This is a genomic window from Salifodinibacter halophilus (assembly GCA_012999515.1).
Taxonomy (GTDB): domain Bacteria; phylum Pseudomonadota; class Gammaproteobacteria; order Nevskiales; family Salinisphaeraceae; genus Salifodinibacter; species Salifodinibacter halophilus.
The window spans coordinates 22,653-45,057 of the sequence record JABEEB010000001.1 but is presented as its reverse complement, the minus strand read 5'-3'; the positions used below and the strand labels follow the sequence as shown (position 1 = coordinate 45,057).

Below are 22,405 nucleotides of genomic sequence, written 5' to 3'. Positions count from 1 at the left end.
TGTGATCGGTCATCGTGTTCGCGCGGTTCTGGCTTCCATGCGCCGCACCAGAACCGACAGTGGCAGTGTAATGGCCAGATACCCCAGACCGGCAACGACCAGCGGCGTGATATTGACGTTGGTGTTGGCCGAGGCGCGGCCAAACTTGGTTAAATCGAAGTTGGCAGCCGATAAGCCGACGATAAACACCAGCGACGAATCCTTGATCAGCATGATCAACTCGTTGGTCAGCGGCGGAATCATGATCCGGAATGCCTGTGGCAGCGCGACCTTGCGCATCGCTTGCGCCGCAGTCATGCCGAGTGACCGCGCAGCCTCGATCTGTCCTTTCGGCACCGCCAGAATACCGGCGCGGATGGTCTCGGCCATGTAGGCACTGCCCACGATGCCGAGCGCCAGCCAGACTGTACCGTACGGCTGCCAGGGAATCGATAGATAGGGAAACGCCAGCGGCAACAAGGAAAACGCGATGAATACGACCAGGGCCGGCAAGCCGCGGAAGAATTCGATGTAAACCGTCGCGAGCCAGCGATAAGGCGCCACATCGGACAAGCGCATCAACGCCAATAGCGTGCCCGCAACGATACCGAGCACAAACGCGCCCGCGGTGTAGACCACTGTATTCCAGAGGGCCAGGCCCAATCCGTTAACCAGCGTTTCCCGAATCAGCTGCGGATCGAAGAATGTATGCGCGATGGTCGGCCAATCGGCCAGCAGGCCGACGACCAAAAGCACAACAACCAACCCCAGATATTGAACGGCACGTGCGACTCTAGCGCGGCGACGCGGGCTCATATCGCTCTCGGGCCACACCCAAATCGATATCGGCGAATACCGGCTATCGAACGCTTAACACTCAAGAGCCAGCCCGCTCCGACGTCTGGCCAAACCACTTGCGCATCAACTTGTCGTAGGTGCCATTATCTCTGGCTTTTGCGATCACCTTGTTGAGTTTCGCGAGTAGCTTGTCGGCATTGGCATTATTCTTCTGGGCGATGAAGCCGTAGCGCTCGCCGGTCTCGAGTTGTTGCACGAGGTGTGCTTCCGGGTGGTCGCGTACGTACGGCACAAGCGCGCTGCGATCCCCCATACTAGCGGCCACCTTGCCGGCGCTAACCGCCGATGTCTCCAGCGCAAGATCATCGAATATAACGAGCTTGTAGCCGTGCTGCGCTTGCTGCGCTTCAGCATAGCGCTTGCCCGTAGTCTCGGTCTGCACGCCCAGTTTCTGGCCTTTCAAATCCGCTAGTTTCTGGATGCCGCTACCGGTCTGCGTCATCAGCGCCTGGGTGGATTCGAAATACGGTTTGGAAAACTGCACGGTTTGGGCGCGCTCTTGCGTAATGGTTGCACCGCCCATGGCCAGATCGCATTTATCGGCCTTGAGCACCGCACCTGAGGTCACCGTATTCCAAGCCACGCTGATCACTTTTGTCTCGACGCCAAGTTTCTCGGCAAGCAGGTCGATCATGTCGACATCGAAACCAACAATCTCGCCTTGTTTGTTCGTGAACTCGAACGGTTTATAAGGCAGATGGGTACAAACCGTCAGTTGCCCTTCGTTGACCAGATAGACGCCGTGCGTCTTAGTGCCGCTCGATTCGCTGCACCCGACCAGTACGAGCGCCGCAACGCCGGCGACCAACATACTGAACCATGGGCGCCTAAACATTCTGCGCGCTCTCTGACAATGGCAAACTCCGAGTGGCCGCGGGATCGCGTGGGCTAATAAAAGCAAAGTCTGCCATATCCGATCCACGCCCGGCGCCGCTGGTCGCTAATCCCAACACTAGCGGTCGCATAAACATAAGGCGGCAATCATACAAACGAGTGCAAGACCTCTAAGCGGCGACCGGGATCGTGACAAATGCGGCGCGAGCACAACCGCCCAATCTCATTGCCAGCGCTCGTTTTTTGCTGCGATCCACGTGCACCATGGAGCGCACAGCAGGACATCACCGCATTGCGTCCGATTCGAACTGGCGACCCGCACCTGCTGCGTCGGTGATACGTGCTTGCGCGCGATCGAGCGCCACGGCCAATGGTGTGGCCTGTGTATGCCGTGCCTCGGCAAAGATATCCGTCAATGTGTCGCCGATATTTGCCACGCGGCGTTGGACGCGCGTGCTGCTATAACCGGTCGGCGCCAGCTCATCGGCCACGTTGATCAGTCCGCCGGCGTTGATCACGAAATCCGGCGCGTAAAAAATGCCTCGTTCGGCGAGCGTGGTCGCCAAGTTCGCATCGGTCAGCGGATTGTTAGCCGCACCGGCCACAACCCGACAATTCAGCGCATCGACCGCACACTCATCCAGCACACCTCCTGCCCCGCACGGGGCAACCACATCCACCGACTGCTGCAAAATAACGCTGTTATCGATGATGTTGGCGCCAGCGGCACGCGCTCGCTCCGCCGCGGCAACTTCAGGATCGGCGGCAAGCACTCGCGCGCCGGCGGCCAACAGCCGCTCAATCAATGACAACCCGACGTTGCCACAACCCTGAACGGCGACCGACATACCAGACAGATCGGCCGACAATCCGGCAGCCATGGCCGTCGCACGGATACCAGCCAAGACGCCGTCAGCCGTGTACGGCGATGGGTCGCCGCTCCCGCCGGCATTCCGCGCGCGGCCGACAGCGAAACGCGTGCGCTCATTCAGACACGCGATATCGGCTTCGGACATTCCCATGTCCTCGGTCGCCACATAGCGGCCGTCGAGACTGGCAATAGCCTCGGCCACGGCGTGCATTCCGGCCACACGATCGGCCGGCAGCGGCGCCAACACCACGGCTTTGCCACCGCCGAAATCCAATCCGGCGCAGGCGGCCTTGTATGACATCGCTTTCGACAGATCGAGGACGTCGGCTAGTGCTTCGCTTTCGTCCGAGTATCGACGGATCCGTACACCACCGAGCCCCGGCCCACGTACCGTCGAATGCAGCGCGATTATCGCGCGTAGACCCGTAACGCGATCGTGATGAAAGAGAACCTGTTCGTGCCCACAGGACTCGATCGATTGGAAAACCATGGTGCAGCTCGTTCCAGCCAATAACGGCGCATTATTGTAGATGCGGGCGACAACTTTGCACGGTCGCTAAACGATATAATCTCGGCTCTTGCCGTTTTGAATCAGACGCACGCGTTGCGCCGATCGACACATCGCACGGGCACTACGCCCCATAACAGCGCCGCATGAACTGGCACCAGGCGACCACCGAAACAACCGAGCACGCGCATGCCGCCGGCGCGCTAGCGCCTATCGCGACTCGCGTTGATTGCATTCGCGAGGGCGGTATCGCCTTCGCGGTACGTCAGATCGAGGCCCGGCCGAACAAGCCCGGCGCCGGCGACAAAAAATCAATCGATCCGTTCGCCCCACCCTACGAGCCGACCTTGTATGTCGGTGACATCAGCAGAAGCCACGTGGGGCTGCTCAACAAATTCCCCGTCCTCGATGACCACTTGTTGATTGTCAGCCGCGCGTTCCGACCACAGACCGCGGCATTGGACATGGCCGATTGCGAAGCACTTCTCGCCGTTGTCTCGGACTGGGACGGCCTGGCGTTCTACAACGGCGGCTTGGAAGCCGGCGCTAGCCAGCCGCACCGACACCTGCAGATGGTCGGCCTACCGCTGTCACCAGCCGGCGACCGGTTGCCGGTTGCCAATGCCCTCGCCCAAACAACATTCCAGGACGAGATTGGCCAAAGCCCGGCACTGCCGTTTCCACACGCCGCTACGCGGATGCCGCCGGACGCACTCGCCGATCCCGTGACGGGCGCACGCGCGGTGTACCGGCGTTATATAAAGCTACTGGCGGCGATTGGCCGACCGGCAGGTGACAGCGTCGACCCCGGGCCGTACAACTTGCTGGCCACGCGCGACTGGCTGTGGGCCGTACCGCGCACCCGTGCCGCATTCAACAACATCGAAATCAACGGGCTGGGGTTCGCAGGCGCGCTGATTGCCGGTGACCAGGACCAGCACGACACCTTGCACGCGTACGGGCCGATGCGTTGCTTGCGTGCTGTTTGTGACGCGACCGCAACACCAGCCGATTAGAGCGTCCACATTCGTAGAAGGCCGCCCCGGGGCCGGACAGACCACACCGGCCGCAAGCAGCGCCAAACGAGCGTTTAGTGATCGTAAGTGGCTACAACCACTTCTTGTGCTTGAAATACCAAAACGGGGCAATGCCGGCCGCGATCATTAAACCGATCGCCATTGGATAGCCGTATTTCCAAGACAGCTCGGGCATGTATTCGAAGTTCATGCCATAAATGCTCGCGATCAGCGTCGGCGGCAGAAACACCACCGCAGCGATGGAGAAAATCTTGATGATTTGGGATTGTTCGATATTGATGAAACTGACCGTGGAATCCATCAAGAAATTGATCTTGTCGGTGAGAAAGGTGATATGGCTGGTCAGTGCATCGACGTCGGTCAAAATCTGGCGCGCGGTCTCCCGGTCATCGTTGTCCAATGACACGCGACGCAAGGCGAACGCGATCGAACGCTGGGTATCCATCAGACACAGCCGCACCTTGCCGCAGGAATCCTCGAGACGGGCCAGTGAGTCGATTGCCGCCTCGTAATCGGCGTCATCGTCCTCGAGCACATCCTGTCCGAGCTGCTGTAGATCCAGATGGATATCCTCGATGGTGTCGGCGAGATTTTCGACTTTTTGATCGAAAAGCGTGACCAACAACGCCGCCGGTGTCACGGCTTCCACATGGCCGGCGCGCGCGCGCATGCGCAGCAGCCGAAAGTCAGGCAACTCCTCATCATGCAGCGTGATCAATCGATCGGGTTGCAGGATGGAAGCTACCGTATCCGTCTGATGCCGGCCTTCGGTTTGCGTCACGAACAGCGAATGCACGTGGATACCGTCGGCATCCACAAAGTAACGTGCCGAAGACTCGATTTCCTCGACGTCCTCGTCCGCCGGCAGTTCATCGGTTAGAAAGCTCGACAGCTCGACATGCTCGGTATCGTCGACTGCGACCGCGTCGATCCAGACAGCGCGCGCCAGACGCTCAGCCGTTGTCACATCGTCTGCGTGATCCTCGACGAGACGCCCGTTTTCGATCGTAAAACTACGTAGCACGGCGTGCCTCCGGTGAAATGCTAGGCGCGCTCAGCATAGCCGAACGCCGACGATTGTGGCACGGCGCCGATCCAACGCCGTCCATCGAAGACGGCAACGAGCGAGTCGTGCAAGCGATTGGGGCGACACGCACTTCGTCAATGCATCGGCGTGGCCCGAAAAACGGCCAGCTGTTGGTTACCAGCGTCGTATAAAACGAGATGTTCGCCCAATATGCGATACGCAGCAACATTGTCGAGCGCTTTGAAGAATTCGTTTTCCACGTGATTCGAAGCCCCGACGCACGCCATACGCGTACTAGCCAGCTTGGCCAGACGTAACGTATCGCCATCGCGGCTATATTGTCCACTCAGCTGGTTGCAGAAACCCGCCCCGACTACGCGCGACCCCTTCGCGCGCAACACGATATGCGGTGTTTCGCGACTGCCTTCTGACGCCGGTTTTGATCCATGCAGACGCATAAGCCGCCAGTAGGTGTCGGCCAGAGGCGTTTCGACCGGCCGCCCCGTTCGCTCGAGTGAATAGTTCAACGACGACTCGATGCGATGTCCATCGCGATCCAGTTTTGCCAGCATGCCAGTATCCGCGCTTCGCCAACGCTGCGCCTTGCCGTCGCCACCATCAACCAACACAAGCGTTCGGGGACTAGACCCCGCATGCCACCGGCCCATCTCAAAAAAACGCTTGTGTTCTGGTGGCGCACCGAGGTAAGTGCGTTGCAGTGCATAGACATGGTCGCGGTACAGATTGAGCACGTAGCGGATACCCGCACAATCGGCGCACGGCAATTTGCCTTGATAGCGCACCGGCAGCGAACCAAGCGCAGCACCTCCGCCGGCCGATGCACCCTCCGGCGACGACGGCGACACGCACGCTGTCAAAGCCACCAGCACGACGGCGGCGGTAAGCGGTTTCACAAAGTTACCCACGGCGCTTCCCAGCTTGTTATCAAATTGATGTTGCCATTGCGATAAAAACCGCGATGGCGATGCCCTTTTAAAACCCATCGCGAAAGAATCGCGGCAACTCGTTGGGAGTTGGTGATCGAGCAGCTTCTTCGGCTCGACAATCGAGTCGTGATCCGAAGCGCCTAAACACTAAGATAACGTCTACGTCCACTCGGGCCCTACCAAGCCAACCGAAGCGAACGCGGATCGAGCCACATTCAATCGCTTGCAAGAAGTCAACTGCGCCCAACATATAGCCCTCATAATAGGACGGGCTTTTACCACGACCTTATTTTGATGTCTCAAGCCGATCCAACCCAGGAACCCAGAATACGTCGACTCCTCACCCTGGCCGGTCTGTTGCTGGTCGCACTGAATCTACGTCCCGCGATCACCAGTGTTTCTCCAGTACTCAGTCGTATTGGCCAGGATCTACAGCTAGCCGCCACCGGACAGGGCATCCTGACCACCCTCCCCGTCTTTTTCCTGGGGGTGGCTGCGCCACTGGCGCCGCGCCTGGCGCGCAAAATCGGCCCGGAGCGCGCGGTACTCGCCGTGCTAGCAGCACTGGCGCTGGTGCTGATCGGCCGACCATATATCGGATTGGTCGGCTTGTTCCTAGGCACAGCGGTGGCTGGCGGCTGCATCGGTGTTTTGAACGTCCTGCTGCCCAGCCTGGTCAAGCGCGACTTCCCCCGAAATGTTGGTCTGGCCACAGGCCTGTACACGATGTTTCTAAATCTCGGTGCATCGCTGGCCGCCGGTGTCACCGAGCCGCTGCGTCTTAATTTTGGCGACTGGCGGCCGGCACTGGCGTTCTGGCTCGTGCCGGCAGTGATCGCCGGGTTGGCATGGTTTGCACAGATGCACACTGTGCATAAGCCCTCCAAACCGAGTGGCAGGCCACGACATCTCTATCGCAATGTGCTGGCCTGGCAGGTCACAGCGTTCATGGCTCTTCAAAGCTCCCTGGCCTATATCGTTTTCGGTTGGCTGCCAACGATTCTGGCCGATCGTGGCATGGCTCCCGTACTCGCCGGCCTGGCGCTGTCCATCTCTGTGCTTCTTCAAGTCGTAAGCGCTGTAGCCGTACCCGCCATCGCCGCGCGCATGAAAGATCAACGCGCGGCCTTGGCACTGGTCGTCGCCGTCACGCTTATCGGGCTGAGTGGTTGTCTCTATGCCCCCATCAGCAGCATCTGGGTCTGGGTGGTCGTCCTCGGTCTCGGCCAAGGCGGCAGTTTCGCCATGGCACTGACGCTGTTGGCGTTACGTGCATCGGATGCTGATACTGCCGCTGAACTATCCGGCATGGCACAGGGAATCGGCTACGTCGTGGCCGCGAGCGGACCATTGGCCGTTGGGTTACTCCACCAGGCTTTCGGTGGGTGGTTGATGACCGGTGTCCTATTCGGCTTGATCGGCGCAGGTGCAATCGTGGCGGGCCTATATGCCGGTCGTGATCGCCTGGTCGGACAATAGAGCTGGGATCGTTATTCGGCACGGGCCACCGAATGGCAAGATCCAATCTACGGCCGTATCGAGGCTCGACATCGATACGGCTCTTCTGATGGGCGGCAACGGCCGCCGTCGATGCACATCTTGGCGCCCCAATGGCCGTGATTGTCGGCAGCTCGATGCGGTCGCACAATAGCGGTCAGCGTAGTTGGATCAGTGATCAACGGGAACCACAGTCATGAACGAGCACCTGGACGAACTCGCACCGGCAGCACTCTGGCGCCACTTCAAAACCTTTTGCAACACACCTCGCCCGTCATGGCACGAAGAACCACTTATTCAGATCATCGAACAGTGGGCCGACGCGCAAAACCTGGGCCATGAACGCGATGCGAGCAACAATCTGCTGATTCGCAAGCCGGCCACACCCGGCTACGAAAACACGCCCGGCATTGTTTTGCAGGGACACCTCGACATGGTCGCCGAAGCCGAGCCGGGGCTGGATCACGATTTTCAGCGCGATCCGATCACCACATACACCGACGACGGCTGGCTCAAGGCACACGGCACCACACTTGGCGCCGACAACGGCATCGGCGCCGCCGCAGCGCTAGCCATCCTGGAAAACGACACACTAACCCACGGCCCGCTGGAAGTGCTGCTCACGATCGCCGAGGAAGTCTCGCTGGTCGGCGCTTCGCAACTTGCCGAGAACTGGCTAAACGGCGCCTACCTGCTCAACCTCGATACGGAACAGGCCGGCGACGTCACCATCGGCTGCGCCGGCGGCGCGGTCGTCGCGGCTGATACCGAATTACCCCGTGCGCCACTCGCCGACGATGCCGTTCTGCTCAACGTAGCGGTCGACGGCTTGACCGGCGGCCACTCGGGCATGGACATCCACAGCGGACGGGCCAACGCCAACCAGCTACTCGGGCGCGCGCTGCATGCTATCCAGCCATATGGACCGCGATTGCTCGCCTATACCGGCGGGCGCATGGACAACGCCATCACGCGCGAAGCGCACGCCACCATTGCGGTCGCACCTGCCACCGCTGATGACGTCGAAACCACCATCCAAGCGCTACACGCGACGCTACAAAGCGAACTGGCCAGCGTGGACGACGGTATAACGCTGTCGACCGAACGCAAATCGCCCAATGACTCCCCGAGTGACGCGTTGACCGATGATGCCTCAAAGCGACTGATCGACGTATTGGCTGCACTGCCCTACGGCGTCGAGCGCATGAGCAACGCCGCACCAGGCGTGGTCGAGACCTCGAATAACATCGGCGTCGCGCAACTTGTCGACGGCCGATTCACGGCCCAGCTATTGGTCCGTTCGCTGGTGGATTCGGCCCGGGATGCCCTCGCCAACCGAATTCACGCTATATTCAGCCTTGGCGCAATCGACAGCGCGGTCAAGTCCGGCTATCCGGGCTGGACACCGGATCCAGACGCCGATTTGCTGTCACAGTTCGAACACGTCCACGCCTCGATCACCGGCCAGCCACCGACGCGTGAAGTGATCCACGCTGGTCTCGAATGCGGCTTGATCGGCGCTAAATATCCAAACCTTCAGATGATCTCGTTCGGCCCGACCATCCGCGGCGCCCACTCGCCGAGCGAGCGGGTCGAAACCGCCTCGGTCGCTTCATTCCAAGAGATACTCGAAGGCACAATCGAAAACCTGGCGACTACCGGCTGATCAGAGAAAAGCCCGCATGAGCGGGCTTTTCATCATTCGTTGATTGTGGATCGCCTAGTCGGGCTTAGTCGGCATCCGACTCATTATCGTCATCGTCGACTGTGGCGTCATCACGGATGTCGTCGACCGTTTTGCTACCGATGCCGTTGACACGTGTCAGGTCGTCCAGACGCTCATAGTCACCATTGGCTTTACGATCCTTGATGATCTTTTGCGCGGTGGCCGGCCCGATTCCCTTCAACTCGGTGAGTTGATCCTGCTGGGCTGTGTTGACGTTGACCTCTGCACTCGAGGCGCCCGCAAACAGTAATGCGCCCACCACAGCTACCGCCAGGGTTATTTTTTTCATTTTTTCAGCGTCCTTTTTAGGTAGGAAAAAAGAACTTAGCGCCATTTCGAGTAACGAGCAAGCATCCCCGTTGCAAACGTTCGTGTTATCGATGGCACATTCGGCGATCGTATGGTGCGAACACCGCCGTCACCTATCTCGCGACCTCTCCTTAACATCGGACCGAGTCGGCTGCGATCCGGTCGACACACAACTTGTGCGTGTTCATCCAGGCCTGCGGCTGAGAAGGCTTTTTACCTCCACAGTTTGGGTTTCGGCCCGGATGAACACGCGGCAAACTACGTCGCGTCAGAGCTATGCTTGCCTGTCATCCAGTAGTGCACATCGTTCGCGTGCTCCTTGATGAATTTATCGATGGCTTTTTTATTCGAGGTTTGGTCGGCGTCGTACATAAAGCCCTGCAAAGTACTCAGCGAAATAGTCATGCGCGATAGCATGGCCGCGACCGTCGGGTAATCCTGATAGAACCCGGCGCGCACCAACTTGTCGCTGTGCTCGACAGCGCCCAGCGAGCCTTTCGGATCATCCAGAAAGCGCAGATCGAAGCGGCCAAACGCCCAGTGTGGCGTCCATAGCGTGACCACGGTCCATTCCTTGTTATCGATGGCACGCTGCAACGCTGCCGTCATGGCCGTACCGCTGGCCTTAATCAGATTGTAGTCATTGAGGCCATAGTCCGTCATGGCGTCTTGCGAGTGCTGCATCAGACCAGATCCGGGGTCGATACCCTGCACCTTGCCGCCCATCTTCTTACGCACGGAATCCTTCTTCAGATCCTTGATGGAGCTGACCTCGTCCTTGGGAACATAGTCCGGCACCGCCCAGCCGAGCTGCGCCCCCATATACAGAGGCCCGACGTTCCACATCTTTGTACTGAATTTTTCCCAGTAAGACTTATGGGTTTTGGGGAACCAAGCCTCAAACATCACGTCAATATCACGCTTGGCTAAAGCCTGGAACTTGACGCCGACAGAGAGTCGTTGGGTCTGCACCTCGCAACCATAGCGTTTTTCAAGCAGCCTTTTGAGCAACTTGGCCTCGAGCACGTCCTCGGACCAGGACGAATAACCAACCTTGATTGGGTCCTTGGCGGAACAGTCATTATTTTTCACGGCCGAAGTTTCAAAGCCGGCCGGGTTATCCGCGGCATTGGCCAGCCCGGGTACGAGCGAAACCACGCCCAATGTTAAAGAAACAACACCAAACCACCGCATGATCGTTTTCACATATCTCATCGCCAGTTCTCCCTGTTAGATGCTTTTCAGTCTTGTGTCACGTTCGTCTATGTGGGCCACAATCGCCGGGAAAACGTCATGCCGTGGCTCGGATTAGAGCATCTTGTACTGATCGTCACAGCAACTAAAATCCCTTGTTCTAAACACTATAACTTCAGGTTGTCGGAGAGCGCCTGCTCACTACCACATTCTTAAGGCGCGTATAGTTTTCGAGCGCGACCATGCCGCGCTCACGGCTGTAGCCGCTATTTTTAGAGCCGCCAAAAGGTGTATTAACGCCGCCGGCAAAATATTCGTTAATCATGACATAACCGGCCTCGAGCCCCTCCGTAAGCCACAAGGCGCTATTGATATCACGTGTATAAATACCGGCAGCCAAGCCATAATCACAGTCGTTGGCTAACGTCAGCGCCTCGGCATTACTGCCGAACCGTGTCGCGGTGAGCACCGGCCCGAAGATTTCCTCGCGAAACACCCGCATCTCCGGGGTGACTTGGGTAAATACGGTTGGTGGCACAAAGTAACCGGCCTGTTGCAGCGCGGCACCACCCAGGCGCGTTTGTGCGCCCTGCTCTTGCGCCAGAGATAGATAGCCGCAAACGTGCTCGAAATGCTGTCGTGAAACCAGCGGCCCAAGGTCGGGATCTTCCGCCCCCGGACCGATCGTAAGTTTTGCCGCAATGGCCACAATACGATCAATCAGCGGCTCGGCAATCGAGTCATGCACCAGGAGCCGGGCGCCGGCATCACAATACTGGCCACTATTGGTAAAAGCGCCCTTGGCAATTTCAGCAGCAGCGTCGTCCAGATCGGCATCGGGCAAGACGATCTGCGGCGCTTTGCCGCCCAGCTCCAACACTACGGGTTTAATGTGATCCGCGGCTGCATGCAGCACTTTGCGTCCCGTCGCCACCGATCCCGTGAAGGTAACCGAGTCAGCATCCGGATGCTTGGCAAGGGCCTCTCCGGCTTCCTCACCCAAACCCGTGACGACGTTGAACAGCCCTTGGGGCAGATAATCCGAGAATAACTCGGCCAACTTAAGTGAACTCAGCGGCGTTTGTTCCGCCGGCTTGACCACAGCACTGTTACCCATAGCCAGCGCTGGCGCCAAACTACGACACAGCATATTGATCGGTGCATTCCACGGCACGATGTGAGCGCTTACGCCCAGAGGCTCGTGCTGGGTGTAATCCAGATAACCCGGGCCCAGCGGGATGGTGCTGCCCAGGAATTTATCTATAGCGCCCGCATAATATCGAAAATATTCAATGCAGCCGGCAACATCATGTTTTGCCAGTTGCCGGGGCTTACCTGCATCGCGAACCTCAATATCGGCCAAAAGTTCGACGTTGTCCCCGATGACCGATGCCAGCTGCTGCAGACAGGCCGCGCGCTCCGAAGGCGACATGGCCGCCCACGCCGGTTGAGCCGACCGGGCCGCATCGACCGCGGCATCCACATCCGCCCGGCATCCGCGGGCTACATGCGTGATGACGTGACCGGTTGCCGGATTCGTGGTCGCGAAATCTTCGCCATGAACCGGCCACTTGTAATCGCCCTGTATGAAGGAACTGCCACAGGGAATCCCGAACATAGTCTGTTCCGATGGTGTGGTCGTCATCATGTCAAACTGGCGAAGTCCGCCACGTCGCTTGATGAGCTCTTATCAACCGGTTCTTCCCGGGTCAGAGACCAGCGCAGTTTACGCGCCACCCAGCAATGGAAATGGTGTGTGGCGACATCCTGTACTGGTGAAAAAACACCGCCGACACAGGCCGGAGACGCGCGCCCCCGCTGTAAGCCCTCCACCATGGAAATGTCCTCGGTAAAGACTGTATTCCACGCTCGCGATTGGGCCTCGCGAGCTTCACTATAAGCAGGCGAAGTCGCCGCATCGGCGACATAATAGATGCGCACATGTTCGCGGGTATGCTGCTCATCGATAGGTTCGAGCAGCACAACGAAAAAATGATCGACCTGTAGCCCCAGCAGAACATTCGGATAAAGCGACACATATTCGGCCTGGCGCTGTTTGTCTTGCGGCCATTCCGGGAAACGGGATAATTCGATGCCTGCGGTCTCAGCAAAGCTATAAGTCATCGTTCCCTGGCCGGAAAATGACTCACCGTCCTCGTCCAGCACAATATAATGGTCTTCAAGCGGTGAGTAACTGTTCAAGTCCGGATGGACCATGGGCAAGTGATAGGACTCGCAATAATTTTCAACTGCAAGCTTCCAGTTGGAAGCGACATCCAGCGTATGTTGACTGTCGTGATCACCGGGAACTAGCGATTCTGTTCCCGCTTCGCCCCAAAAGCTTTGCCAACGCTTTTCCAAGGGAGCGATAAACGCTTCGAAAGACGGGCCCTTACCCGACATGTTGATGAACACCAGATCGCACCAGACCCGCGCATCAACCGATTTTAGGCCGTGATGCCCCCGGTCAAAACCATCACACTGATGTTGATTGGCGCCGCCGAAGTGAGGCGTGCCCTTGAGTTGGCCGTCCAAGCCGTAAAGCCAAAAATGGTACGGGCAACGCAGACCGTTTTGCACATGACAGGGCGCATCCACAACCTGGCGTCCTCGATGACTGCAAACGTTGTGAAATACTCGAATTTGGCCGTCCTGATCGCGAAGCATGATCAAAGGCTGGCCCAGCCACCATAGCGGCTGCACATCGCCACCATTGGATACATCACTGGCAAAACCCACGGCCGCCCAAGTCTCAGCGAAAAGTTGATCTCGCTCGAATTCCAAAACCCCCGGAGCCGTATAAAGCACGCTTGGCAAGCCCTGTGCCTTAGGCGCAGGCGCCAACACCGCTGCCAGCTCGGAAGCCAAGTTTTGCCCGGCGACCGAGTTCATGAAGCGGTCCGACATGATAATCCCTCGACACGATTGGACTGGACATCGATATTGCGTTGCCCGTATGTGGCGGACAAGTGATAATCAAGCAGAGCAGATATGAGTTTATTGCATGTCTAATATCCCTTCTCCACTACCGCCTTTGCAGACGTTGCGGGCTTTCGAAGCCACCAGCCGTCTGGGCAGTTTTACGCATGCAGCACGAGAACTGAATGTGACCCAGGGCGCCGTCAGTCGTCAGGTGCGTTATCTCGAAAATCGGCTCGGTGTGCGTTTATTGGTCCGTCTTGACCGTGGCGTCCGTTTGACGGCCGCGGGCCAACAGCTCGCGGATACTGTCACCGAAGTCCTGCATAAACTGGCCGACACCACTGCCGAACTGCTGGATGACGTCGGCCGCTCCACGATTACTGTCGGCGTAACCAGTGCTATCGCCTCACTTTGGCTGATTCCCCGCCTGACCGGTTTTCGCGACCACGACCCGAATCTCGACATCCGGGTTCTGGCTTCAGATACCGATCCCGAGCGACAGGTCGTCAATGCTGACGTCGTAATCGAATATTCCCGCCGTCCGCCCGAAAGCGCCAACGCGATCTATTTGTTTGACGAACAAGTCTTTCCGGTATGCAGCCCAAGTTATTTCGCAGGGCGCTCAGTGCCCGATAATCTGTCTGCCCTGCTATCGGAGACGCTGCTACAACTCGACGATGCGCATCTGGATTGGATGGGATGGTCTGAATGGCTGCGGGCTCTGGGCGGCAATAAAACCAAGAACACAGGCCGGGTCGTTCGCATCAACAACTACCTGGCGCTATTACAGGCCGCCGTGGCCGGTCAGGGCATCGCATTAGGGTGGCAACACTTGTTAGAGGGCTTTCTCACCTCGGGCGCCCTGGTGCCGCTATTGCCCGACCACACTGCCAGCCGCGGCGCATTCTGGCTCACTTCGAGCTGGCCCATCACCACGGACGGCCCAATAGACCGACTATGTCAGTGGCTGCAAACCCGGCCCGCTCCTTCTCTGGAGCACCAACAGACATAAACCAGTAAAGCCAGTCCCGCCGTAGCTAGGCATTTATGTGCCTATTCGCAGTGAGGCAACATCCGACTGTCTGCTTCTAGCCGATACTGGCTTAACTACTAGGTTGGCTGAAACCGCTATGTTTCAGAACTTTATGGCAAATAGCCATTTTTATATATAAATACCACACGCCCAGGCTCACGCACTTTCCGCCAGCCAGCGCCGCATACTTCGGGCATAGCTGCGTGGCACGTACAGATCAAAAGTCTGGTCGGCGACGCGGTGCAATAGAACCGGCATGCGTGCGAGCAGCGTTTGCACACAGGTATCCACCGCAAAAGCCGATGGATGCAGATCGATCGCGCAGCCTGCGGCCAAGATGTCACGCGCGCCGCTATCTTGCAGGCGCAGAATGGCCCGGCCATGACTGGACGCCAGCGCATGACCGCCAGCTGCCCGGATGGCCGCGGTCAACGCCTCGCCACGCGCCTCGCTCGTCAGTACGACCAGCCAGGCATCCGGGCTCAGCCACATGACAGTCGCTTCCGCTAGCTGTACTGCGGTATTGGGTTCCAGCGGCAGGGACGCGCCCAGCCATTCATCCACTTTCGCCGCTAACACTGAGGCGCGCGGCTGACCCCGCAGCGTTACAAGCCCCAACCCGTCACGCTCACTGACAACGGGGCCGTAGGCCTCCGCCGGTATGGTGGCGGCGTCTTTCGCATCAGGCATGCAGCCGTTCTCCTTCGGGATCGAACATGACCGGATCAGTGATCTGAACTCTGACCGGCTCGTGGGTCAGTGGTGACACGGCGTACAGTGTTTCGCCGCCGCACTGGCGGCCGTTAGCCACGAGCGCCAGTCCGATGTGGGTATTCAGCGTTGGGCTGTAGCAGGTTGAGGTGACATGCCCCTCGGCGTTCATCGGTATCTCGGCATGCGGATCCTCGACGACGTGGGCGCCACGCGAAATCGGTCCGTCTGGCCGAAGGCCGACCAGATGGCGGCGATTTGGCGTATCCGCGAGCGCCGGCCGGTTCAGGCCGTAGCGGCCGATGAAATCGCCGGATGTTGGCGTCATGCGTCCCAGCCCCAGATCATCCGGTGTGGTCCGGCCATCAATTTCCGCGCCGATCGTGCAATGCCCTTTTTCGATCCGTAGCACGTCCATCGCTTCCAGACCGTAGGGCGTGATGTCATAGGGCTGGCCCGCTTCCATCAGCGCCCGCCACAGCAACGTGCCATTGCCGGCCGGCACCAGCACTTCGTAAGCCAATTCCCCGGAATAACTCACGCGGAACACCTGTGCCGACATGCCCGCTATTTCAAATGGCCGCCAATGGGCGAATGGAAACGCCTCGTTGCTAACATCCACATTGGGCGCGAGCGCCCCCAGAACGGACCGCGCCCGCGGCCCGGCCAGCGCCACAGCCGCCCACTGGTCGGTCACAGACGTCAGATACACCTCATGGTCGGGCCAGTGTTGCTGACGGCAACGTTCGAGATGCGCTAGCGTCTGACCGGCGTTGGCCGTGGTCGTGGTGAGGTGGAAACGATCCTCGGCCATGCGGGTCACGGTGCCGTCGTCCTGGACGAAACCGTCTTCGCGCAACATGACGCCATAACGACAGCGGCCGACGCGCAGACGTTCCATGCGATTCACATAAACACGGTTTAGAAAAGCCGCTGCGTCCGGGCCACACACTTCGATGCGTCCCAGCGTGGATACATCCACGACCCCGGCCGACTCGCGTACCGCCGCAGCTTCGCGATTAATCGTCTCCTGTTCGCTTTCATCGCCCCGGGGGTAATAGCGTGGTCGCCGCCAAGCCCCGGAATTGCCGAATACGGCACCGGCCTGTTCATGAATCTCATCCATGGGCGTGGTCCGCAGCGGGCGAAACCGCAGCCCGGTTTCCTGGCCGGCGATGGCACCCAGCGTCACCGGCGTATAGGGCGGGCGGAAGGTAGTCGTGCCTACTTCAGGGACTGCTAACCCCCGCAACTCAGCCATGATGGTCAGACCATTGATGTTGCTCGTCTTGCCCTGATCCGTCCCCATGCCCAGCGTGGTGTAACGCTTGAGGTGCTCTACCGACTGATAACCCTCGCGCGCCGCTAGCTCTACATCGGCGACTGTTACATCGTTTTGCAGATCCACAAAGGATTTAGCCGGTGCGCCGTTTGCGGTTTTCACGATCCATAAGGGCTGCGGCACAGGCGAAGGGGCTGTGCCGACATCCGGCAGAGCTGGCTCTCGCGCCTCGAAACTCGCTGCACACGCGGCCGCCGCGCCAGCCTCTCCACCTTCGCGCAGGCAAGCTGCGAGATCATAACGGGCATTGATCGCCCCCGCGCACAAGGTGGCCTGTGCGGGTTGGCCGGGCACGAAGGCCTGATGGTATGCATCGAACTCAAGCGCACCGCACGACTGGGAAAAGAGATGCACCGTCGGCGTCCAGCCGCCGGCAATGCCCAGCAGATCACAGCCAATGGTTTCACTGACACGTCCGGCTCGCTGCTCGGTATCGAGCGGCGCCACTTCCACACCGGTTAAGTGGCGCTTGCCTTTGGCCCGGACGACCACTTGCCCGTTCAGACAACGGAGTCCAGCGTCACGCGCGGCAGTCATCAACGGTCCAGCCACTTCCGTTCGAGAATCGATGATCGCCGATACCGGCATACCAGCCCGTGCCAGATCCAATGCGGCCTGGTAGCCGCTATCATTATTGGTGAAGATGACAGCACGCTTGCCGGCCTGCACCGCGTAGCGGTTGGCGTAAGTTCGGGCGGCCGAGGCCAGCATCACCCCCGGCAAATCGTTGTGACCAAACACCAGCGGCCGCTCGACGGCGCCCGTGGCCAGCACTACCCGGCGGGCATATACCTGCCATAGGCGCTGACGCGCCCCTTCGCCCGGCCCACTGCGCCCATGCTGGGCGAGCCATAGTTCATTGTGGTCGTAGTAACCGAACACATTGGTACGCGCCAGAACGGTTACTTCAGGCAGCTCTTCCAGTTCCACTAGCGTATCGGCGATCCAGCAACCAGCCGATTTGCCATCAATCACCTGACGATCGCCGAGCAGTGCGCCTCCCGGGCGCATACCATCGTCGGCGATGATGACCCGCGCACCGGCTCGCCCCGCCACCAACGCGGCCATCAATCCAGTCGGGCCACCGCCGGCGACCAGGACATCGCAGTGCGCATGGCGCGTGTGGTAATGATCCGGGTCCGGATGCCGGGGTGCGCTGCCCATGCCAGCGGCGCGCCGGATGACACGCTCGTAGTAAGGCCAAAGCCACTGAGGGCCTTTGAAAGTCTTGTAATAGAAACCGGCCGGCAACAACCTTCCCAAAAGGTTATTCACAGCCGACAGATCCAATCCGACGGACGGCCAGCAGTTCTGGCTGAACGCTTCCAGCCCATCGAACAATGGCACTTCAGTCGCCCGGATGTTGGGTTCGGCATAAGCGCCGTGGCCCAACTGGATCAGGGCATTCGGTTCCTCCAAGCCACTGGTGAAGATGCCACGTGGTCGGTGGTATTTGAAGCTGCGCCCCACCAGACGCACGCCATTGGCGAGTAGCGCGGATGCCAGCGTATCGCCGGCATAACCCTGGTATTGCCGACCATTGAAGGCGAAATGCAACGGCTGGCTGCGTTCGATCTGACCGCCATCCGGCAGGCGAAACGACTGACGGGTCATGCTTGTCTGTCGCCTGAACGGTGGTTTGCCGGAACCGTCGAGAGGATTTCGTAGGTCACGGTATCGCGGCGAACCCGGAACCATTGGTGGCAACCATAGGCGTGGTACCACCATTCCTCGTGCGGACCGTACGGGTTATCACGCACAAAGATGTATTCATGCCAGGCGTCATCATCGGCCGCCTCGGATGCCGTCGGTCGGACGACCGTGGCATCACCACCATAGCGAAATTCCTCGTAGCTGCGTTCGCCGCACCAAGGACATATGATCTGCATGACAGCACCTAATGAGCTGCGGGGACCGGACCAGCGCCATTTTCATCCAGTGCTCGCCCCTCTCGGAAACGATCCAGGCGAAAAGCGGCGTTGAGGGGATGGGGCTCGTCGTTGGCGATGGTGTGGGCGAAGACCCAGCCGGAGCCAGGGGTGGCCTTGAAGCCGCCATAGCACCAGCCGACGTTGAGATAGAGATTGTCCACCGGCGTCTTGCTGATGATTGGGCTACCATCCATGCTCATGTCGACCGTGCCGCCCCAGGTCCGCATCAACCGCAGACGACTGAAGTCGGGAAACAGCGACAGCGCTGAACTCACCACGTCCTGTACAACAGCCGGGCTGCCGCGCCGGGCATAGGCGTTGTAGCCATCCAGATCGCCGCCCATGACCAATTCGCCCTTGTCCGATTGATTGACGTAACAATGGGCGGCGCCCGACGTCACTACGGTATTGAGCACCGGTTTAACGGGCTCGGTCACCATGGCCTGCAATATATGTGACTCAAGCGGTAATCGCAGGTCGGCCATGCCGGCAACGGTCCCCGCATGCCCGGCCACCACAACGCCGACCCGGTTGGCTTGAATGCGCCCGCGCGTCGTCTCGACGGCAGTCACCCGGCCGTTTTCGCGTTGCATGCTGGTGACCTCGCAGTTTTCGATGATATCCACGCCCAACGCATCGGCGGCCCGCGCATAGCCCCAGGCCACAGCGTCATGGCGTGCGATGCCGCCGCGTGGCTGGAGTAGGCCACCCCATATAGGGAAACGCGCTTGGTCACTGATATCGAGCTGCGGTACGCGCTGTGCTACCTGCTCGCGATCGAGCAGCTCAGCATCCACACCGTTGAGGCGCATGGCATTACCCCGACTTGCAAAAGCGCCGAGCTGGCCCGGTGTATGGGCCAGATTGAGCACGCCGCGCGGGCTGTACATAACGTTGAAGTTCAGGTCCTGACTCAAGGTTTCCCACAGTTGCATGGACAACTCATAGAAACGGGCGTTGGCGGCCAGATAGTAATTCGAGCGCACAATGGTCGTATTGCGCCCGGTATTGCCGCCTCCGAGCCAACCTTTCTCCAGAACGGCGACATTGGTGATGCCGTGATTCTTTGCCAGGTAATAGGCCGTTGCCAGGCCGTGCCCGCCACCGCCGATGATCACGACATCGTACGCAGACGCGGGCTCCGGCTTGCGCCATGCCGTCGACCAGTGCCGATGGCGGTGTATGGCGTTATAAGCCAGGTTGAACAGGGAATAAGTGTTTTGCACCATGATGTGTCTCTTGCCTGCGCGGCCCACGCCGATACGGGCAATCAGCTCCAGGGATAGGGGCTGTTGGATACTGGATGTGCTTCGCCCTTTGCATAACGGGTGAATCGAAACGGCTCCAGCAACGTGCTGGTTTGACCCATAATCTCGTCAGCTACCAGGCGCCCCACGCCAATCATCTTGAAGCCGTGATTGGAGTCGGCAATGACATAACAGTTGTCGTGAAAGACATCGAACACCGGAAAGCTGTCCGGCGTAAAACAGCCCAGACCGCCGGATCGTTCCTCGGTCTTGTAGAGATGGCGCTGGCCTTCGAACCGCTTCTGGCAGAACGCCAACGCGGCAGACCACATCCGTGCGAAATCGTCCCCGGCCACAAACTCCGGCGATTCCGGCCCATAAGGATCCACGGCGATTTCACCGGCCGGGCGATCCAGCTGCAACGGCATGGCACCGCCCTGAACGCCACCGAAATCGTAATCCGGCTTGTAGTAGATGCCCCAGCTCTGATCCGTAAGCAACGTATCACCGTCATACAGCGGCGCATCCGTATCCACGTGAACAACCGGCGGAAACTCGCCCGTATTGGTAAGCTGGGTATCCGGCGCAACCTCCAATGTGCCCTCCTGCAACACCCAGTAGGTCCACATCGGCGTGTTCGGCCGCAGCGTGCCATCCGACCCCCGCACATCGATCGCATCAGGCAACCCAAGCAGTTGCCAGATATCCCTGATCCAGGGGCCGACCGCAACCACGACATAGTCGCAGGCCACAACACCCTGATCGGTTTCCACATGCGACACCGCGCTTGAATCTTTACGGAACCCCGTCACCTGGACACCGGTCCGAATTTCGATCCCGGCCGCTTCCACCTTGCGGGTCAGCCCCACCACAGTTTGCGTGCAATTGGCATACCCGCCCTTTTGTTCATGCAATACCGAGGTGATGCCTTCTGCCTGCCAATCATCGAACAGGCCCTGCATGTACCGACGGCTTTCCGCCTCGCCTTCGACAAACCAGGAGGGATAGCCAATAGCGGCCTGCTGCTTGGCGATACCAGCCACATCCTCGCGCATGCTTTCACAGCTGATCTGGAGATAGCCGACCGGGTGATAGCCATAGTTTTCGGGATCTTCCTCCCAGACCGATACGCTATGCGCCATCAACTCGCGCATCGCCGGCTGGAAGTAGTTATTACGCACCACGCCGCAGGCGATCCCGGTAGCCCCTGCACCGGGCCGGTTTTTATCCAGCACGACAATATCGCGTCCGTCGCCGCGTCCGGTTTGCCGCAGTCTGTCGGCCAAATTCAAGGCGGTGCTGAGGCCGTGTATGCCGGCCCCAATGATGACGTAAGGGCTGCTCTCGGGTAATGACATGACTGAGAATCCTCTCGCTTTTTTCGGCGCTCTAAGAACACCGACAACTCGAGCATAGCCCTGGGTATTTAATATATCTAATATATTTTTTATTATTTAATTAATATATATTACGAATTAATAACTCAGTTCTGGAACAGCCTGCACAGGCAAGCGTCTTGAAACTCTTTCTGCTGTAGCGACTTATGGAACTTAGACAACTCAGATACTTCGTGGCGGTAGCCGAAGAGAAGCATTTCGGACGAGCGGCCGCTCGCATGCACATCAGCCAACCACCTTTGAGCATGCAAATACGCCATCTGGAAGAAGGATTGGGCGTGCTACTGCTGGATCGGCACACGCGCAAAGTCATGCTCACCAATGCAGGACGGACGTTCCTGCAATATGCCTACCGGATTCTTGCGACCGTGGCGGAATCCGAACAGGCCGTCACAGAATCGGACGCCGGGCTGCGCGGCCGCCTTGAAGTGGGCTTTATCAGTTCGGCTACGCTAACGGTGCTCCCGCCGGCCCTACGCGAATTCCGCCGCCAATACCCGGCGGTGGAGCTGGAGCTCAAGGAAATCAGCAGTGGCGACCAAATTGACGCCCTTTACAGCGGCGACATCCAGATCGGTTTGTTGCGCTTGCCACTACAGGCGCGTGGTTTGCAGATTGAACCGCTGCGATGCGAGACGTTGACCGTTGCGCTACCGGAAAACCACGCATTGGCAGCTCAGCCAAGCATTTCGCCGCTCACACTCGCAGACCATCCCCTCATCTTTTTTGACCGGCAACACATTCCAGGCTTGCACGACCATATAGAGGGGCTGTTTCAAAACCTCGGCCGGGAACCATGGATCGCACAACATGCCATTTCCCTACAGACCATCGTTGGCCTAGTGGCCAGCGATATCGGCCTGGCGATCCTCCCGGAATCCTGCCATCACCTGCGCCGGGACGGCGTCGTTTACCGCCCCCTGGATGCAACCGACACGGAAACCTGGATGGCACTTGCCCATCCAAGCGCCACGGATTCGCGGCTTGTCACGCATTTCAAGCAAACGATACAGACCGTGCTGGCCGGTTATTAAC

The 22,405-nt window shown here is 59.1% G+C and carries 19 protein-coding genes; 5 read left to right on the top strand and 14 right to left on the bottom strand.

The window, feature by feature from the left end; all coding sequences use genetic code 11:
• Nucleotides 1-9 precede the first annotated feature (9 nt).
• From HKX41_00190 to HKX41_00180, 3 genes are all read right to left on the bottom strand, one after another.
• Nucleotides 10-795, bottom strand: a complete 786-nt coding sequence (locus HKX41_00190; GenBank protein ID NNC22578.1) for an amino acid ABC transporter permease — start codon at nucleotides 793-795, stop codon at nucleotides 10-12.
• A 61-nt stretch (nucleotides 796-856) separates the two neighbouring features.
• Nucleotides 857-1,672, bottom strand: a complete 816-nt coding sequence (locus tag HKX41_00185; GenBank protein ID NNC22577.1) for an amino acid ABC transporter substrate-binding protein — start codon at nucleotides 1,670-1,672, stop codon at nucleotides 857-859.
• Between the two features lie 283 nt (nucleotides 1,673-1,955).
• Nucleotides 1,956-3,032: a Glu/Leu/Phe/Val dehydrogenase gene (locus tag HKX41_00180; protein NNC22576.1), complete on the bottom strand. Its 1,077-nt coding sequence runs from the start codon at nucleotides 3,030-3,032 to the stop codon at nucleotides 1,956-1,958.
• 164 nt (nucleotides 3,033-3,196) lie between these two features.
• On the opposite strand from HKX41_00180, the gene HKX41_00175 reads away from it, so the two are divergent.
• Nucleotides 3,197-4,066, top strand: coding sequence for a phosphorylase (locus tag HKX41_00175; protein NNC22575.1), 870 nt, complete (start codon nucleotides 3,197-3,199; stop codon nucleotides 4,064-4,066).
• Nucleotides 4,067-4,157: 91 nt separating this feature from the next.
• Here the strand turns inward: HKX41_00175 and corA are convergent, their stop codons facing one another.
• Nucleotides 4,158-5,111 carry a magnesium/cobalt transporter CorA gene (gene corA / locus HKX41_00170; GenBank protein ID NNC22574.1) on the bottom strand — a complete coding sequence of 318 codons (954 nt, stop codon included), beginning with the start codon at nucleotides 5,109-5,111 and terminating at the stop codon, nucleotides 4,158-4,160.
• A 137-nt stretch (nucleotides 5,112-5,248) separates the two neighbouring features.
• A complete protein-coding gene (locus HKX41_00165; GenBank protein ID NNC22573.1) occupies nucleotides 5,249-6,028 on the bottom strand; it encodes an META domain-containing protein in 780 nt (259 codons plus the stop codon).
• Between the two features lie 327 nt (nucleotides 6,029-6,355).
• Between HKX41_00165 and HKX41_00160 the strand changes: the two genes are divergently transcribed.
• Nucleotides 6,356-7,540 (top strand): MFS transporter, encoded by a 1,185-nt coding sequence (locus HKX41_00160; protein ID NNC22572.1) that lies wholly within the window; start codon nucleotides 6,356-6,358, stop codon nucleotides 7,538-7,540.
• A 214-nt stretch (nucleotides 7,541-7,754) separates the two neighbouring features.
• Nucleotides 7,755-9,224: a beta-Ala-His dipeptidase gene (pepD, locus tag HKX41_00155; GenBank protein NNC22571.1), complete on the top strand. Its 1,470-nt coding sequence runs from the start codon at nucleotides 7,755-7,757 to the stop codon at nucleotides 9,222-9,224.
• A 64-nt stretch (nucleotides 9,225-9,288) separates the two neighbouring features.
• Here pepD and HKX41_00150 read toward each other — a convergent pair whose 3' ends face one another.
• The 4 genes from HKX41_00150 to HKX41_00135 form a co-directional block, all read right to left on the bottom strand.
• Nucleotides 9,289-9,573, bottom strand: coding sequence for a helix-hairpin-helix domain-containing protein (locus HKX41_00150; protein ID NNC22570.1), 285 nt, complete (start codon nucleotides 9,571-9,573; stop codon nucleotides 9,289-9,291).
• 278 nt (nucleotides 9,574-9,851) lie between these two features.
• Nucleotides 9,852-10,799: a glycine betaine ABC transporter substrate-binding protein gene (locus HKX41_00145; GenBank protein ID NNC22569.1), complete on the bottom strand. Its 948-nt coding sequence runs from the start codon at nucleotides 10,797-10,799 to the stop codon at nucleotides 9,852-9,854.
• Between the two features lie 163 nt (nucleotides 10,800-10,962).
• The gene (locus tag HKX41_00140) at nucleotides 10,963-12,405 is read right to left on the bottom strand and encodes an aldehyde dehydrogenase family protein (GenBank protein ID NNC22568.1); all 1,443 of its coding nucleotides are present in this window, start codon (nucleotides 12,403-12,405) and stop codon (nucleotides 10,963-10,965) included.
• Nucleotides 12,406-12,431: 26 nt separating this feature from the next.
• The gene (locus tag HKX41_00135; protein NNC22567.1) at nucleotides 12,432-13,679 is read right to left on the bottom strand and encodes an aromatic ring-hydroxylating dioxygenase subunit alpha; all 1,248 of its coding nucleotides are present in this window, start codon (nucleotides 13,677-13,679) and stop codon (nucleotides 12,432-12,434) included.
• Nucleotides 13,680-13,791: 112 nt separating this feature from the next.
• Here HKX41_00135 and HKX41_00130 point away from each other — a divergent pair, with 112 nt between their 5' ends.
• Nucleotides 13,792-14,721: a LysR family transcriptional regulator gene (locus HKX41_00130; protein ID NNC22566.1), complete on the top strand. Its 930-nt coding sequence runs from the start codon at nucleotides 13,792-13,794 to the stop codon at nucleotides 14,719-14,721.
• A gap of 177 nt (nucleotides 14,722-14,898) precedes the next feature.
• Here HKX41_00130 and HKX41_00125 read toward each other — a convergent pair whose 3' ends face one another.
• From HKX41_00125 to HKX41_00105, 5 genes are read right to left on the bottom strand one after another with little or no spacing between them, the layout of a single operon-like run.
• Nucleotides 14,899-15,432 (bottom strand): sarcosine oxidase subunit gamma, encoded by a 534-nt coding sequence (locus HKX41_00125; GenBank protein ID NNC22565.1) that lies wholly within the window; start codon nucleotides 15,430-15,432, stop codon nucleotides 14,899-14,901.
• The gene (locus tag HKX41_00120) at nucleotides 15,425-18,409 is read right to left on the bottom strand and encodes a sarcosine oxidase subunit alpha family protein (GenBank protein NNC22564.1); all 2,985 of its coding nucleotides are present in this window, start codon (nucleotides 18,407-18,409) and stop codon (nucleotides 15,425-15,427) included. Before HKX41_00120 ends, HKX41_00125 begins: the two co-directional genes overlap by 8 nt.
• Entirely contained in the window at nucleotides 18,406-18,684 is a 279-nt protein-coding gene (locus HKX41_00115) for a sarcosine oxidase subunit delta (GenBank protein NNC22563.1), read from the bottom strand. Before HKX41_00115 ends, HKX41_00120 begins: the two co-directional genes overlap by 4 nt.
• 8 nt (nucleotides 18,685-18,692) lie before the next feature.
• Nucleotides 18,693-19,955, bottom strand: coding sequence for a sarcosine oxidase subunit beta family protein (locus tag HKX41_00110; protein ID NNC22562.1), 1,263 nt, complete (start codon nucleotides 19,953-19,955; stop codon nucleotides 18,693-18,695).
• A 41-nt stretch (nucleotides 19,956-19,996) separates the two neighbouring features.
• Nucleotides 19,997-21,331: an FAD-binding oxidoreductase gene (locus HKX41_00105; GenBank protein ID NNC22561.1), complete on the bottom strand. Its 1,335-nt coding sequence runs from the start codon at nucleotides 21,329-21,331 to the stop codon at nucleotides 19,997-19,999.
• Nucleotides 21,332-21,516: 185 nt separating this feature from the next.
• On the opposite strand from HKX41_00105, the gene HKX41_00100 reads away from it, so the two are divergent.
• Entirely contained in the window at nucleotides 21,517-22,404 is an 888-nt protein-coding gene (locus HKX41_00100; GenBank protein ID NNC22560.1) for a LysR family transcriptional regulator, read from the top strand.
• Nucleotide 22,405 lies beyond the last annotated feature (1 nt).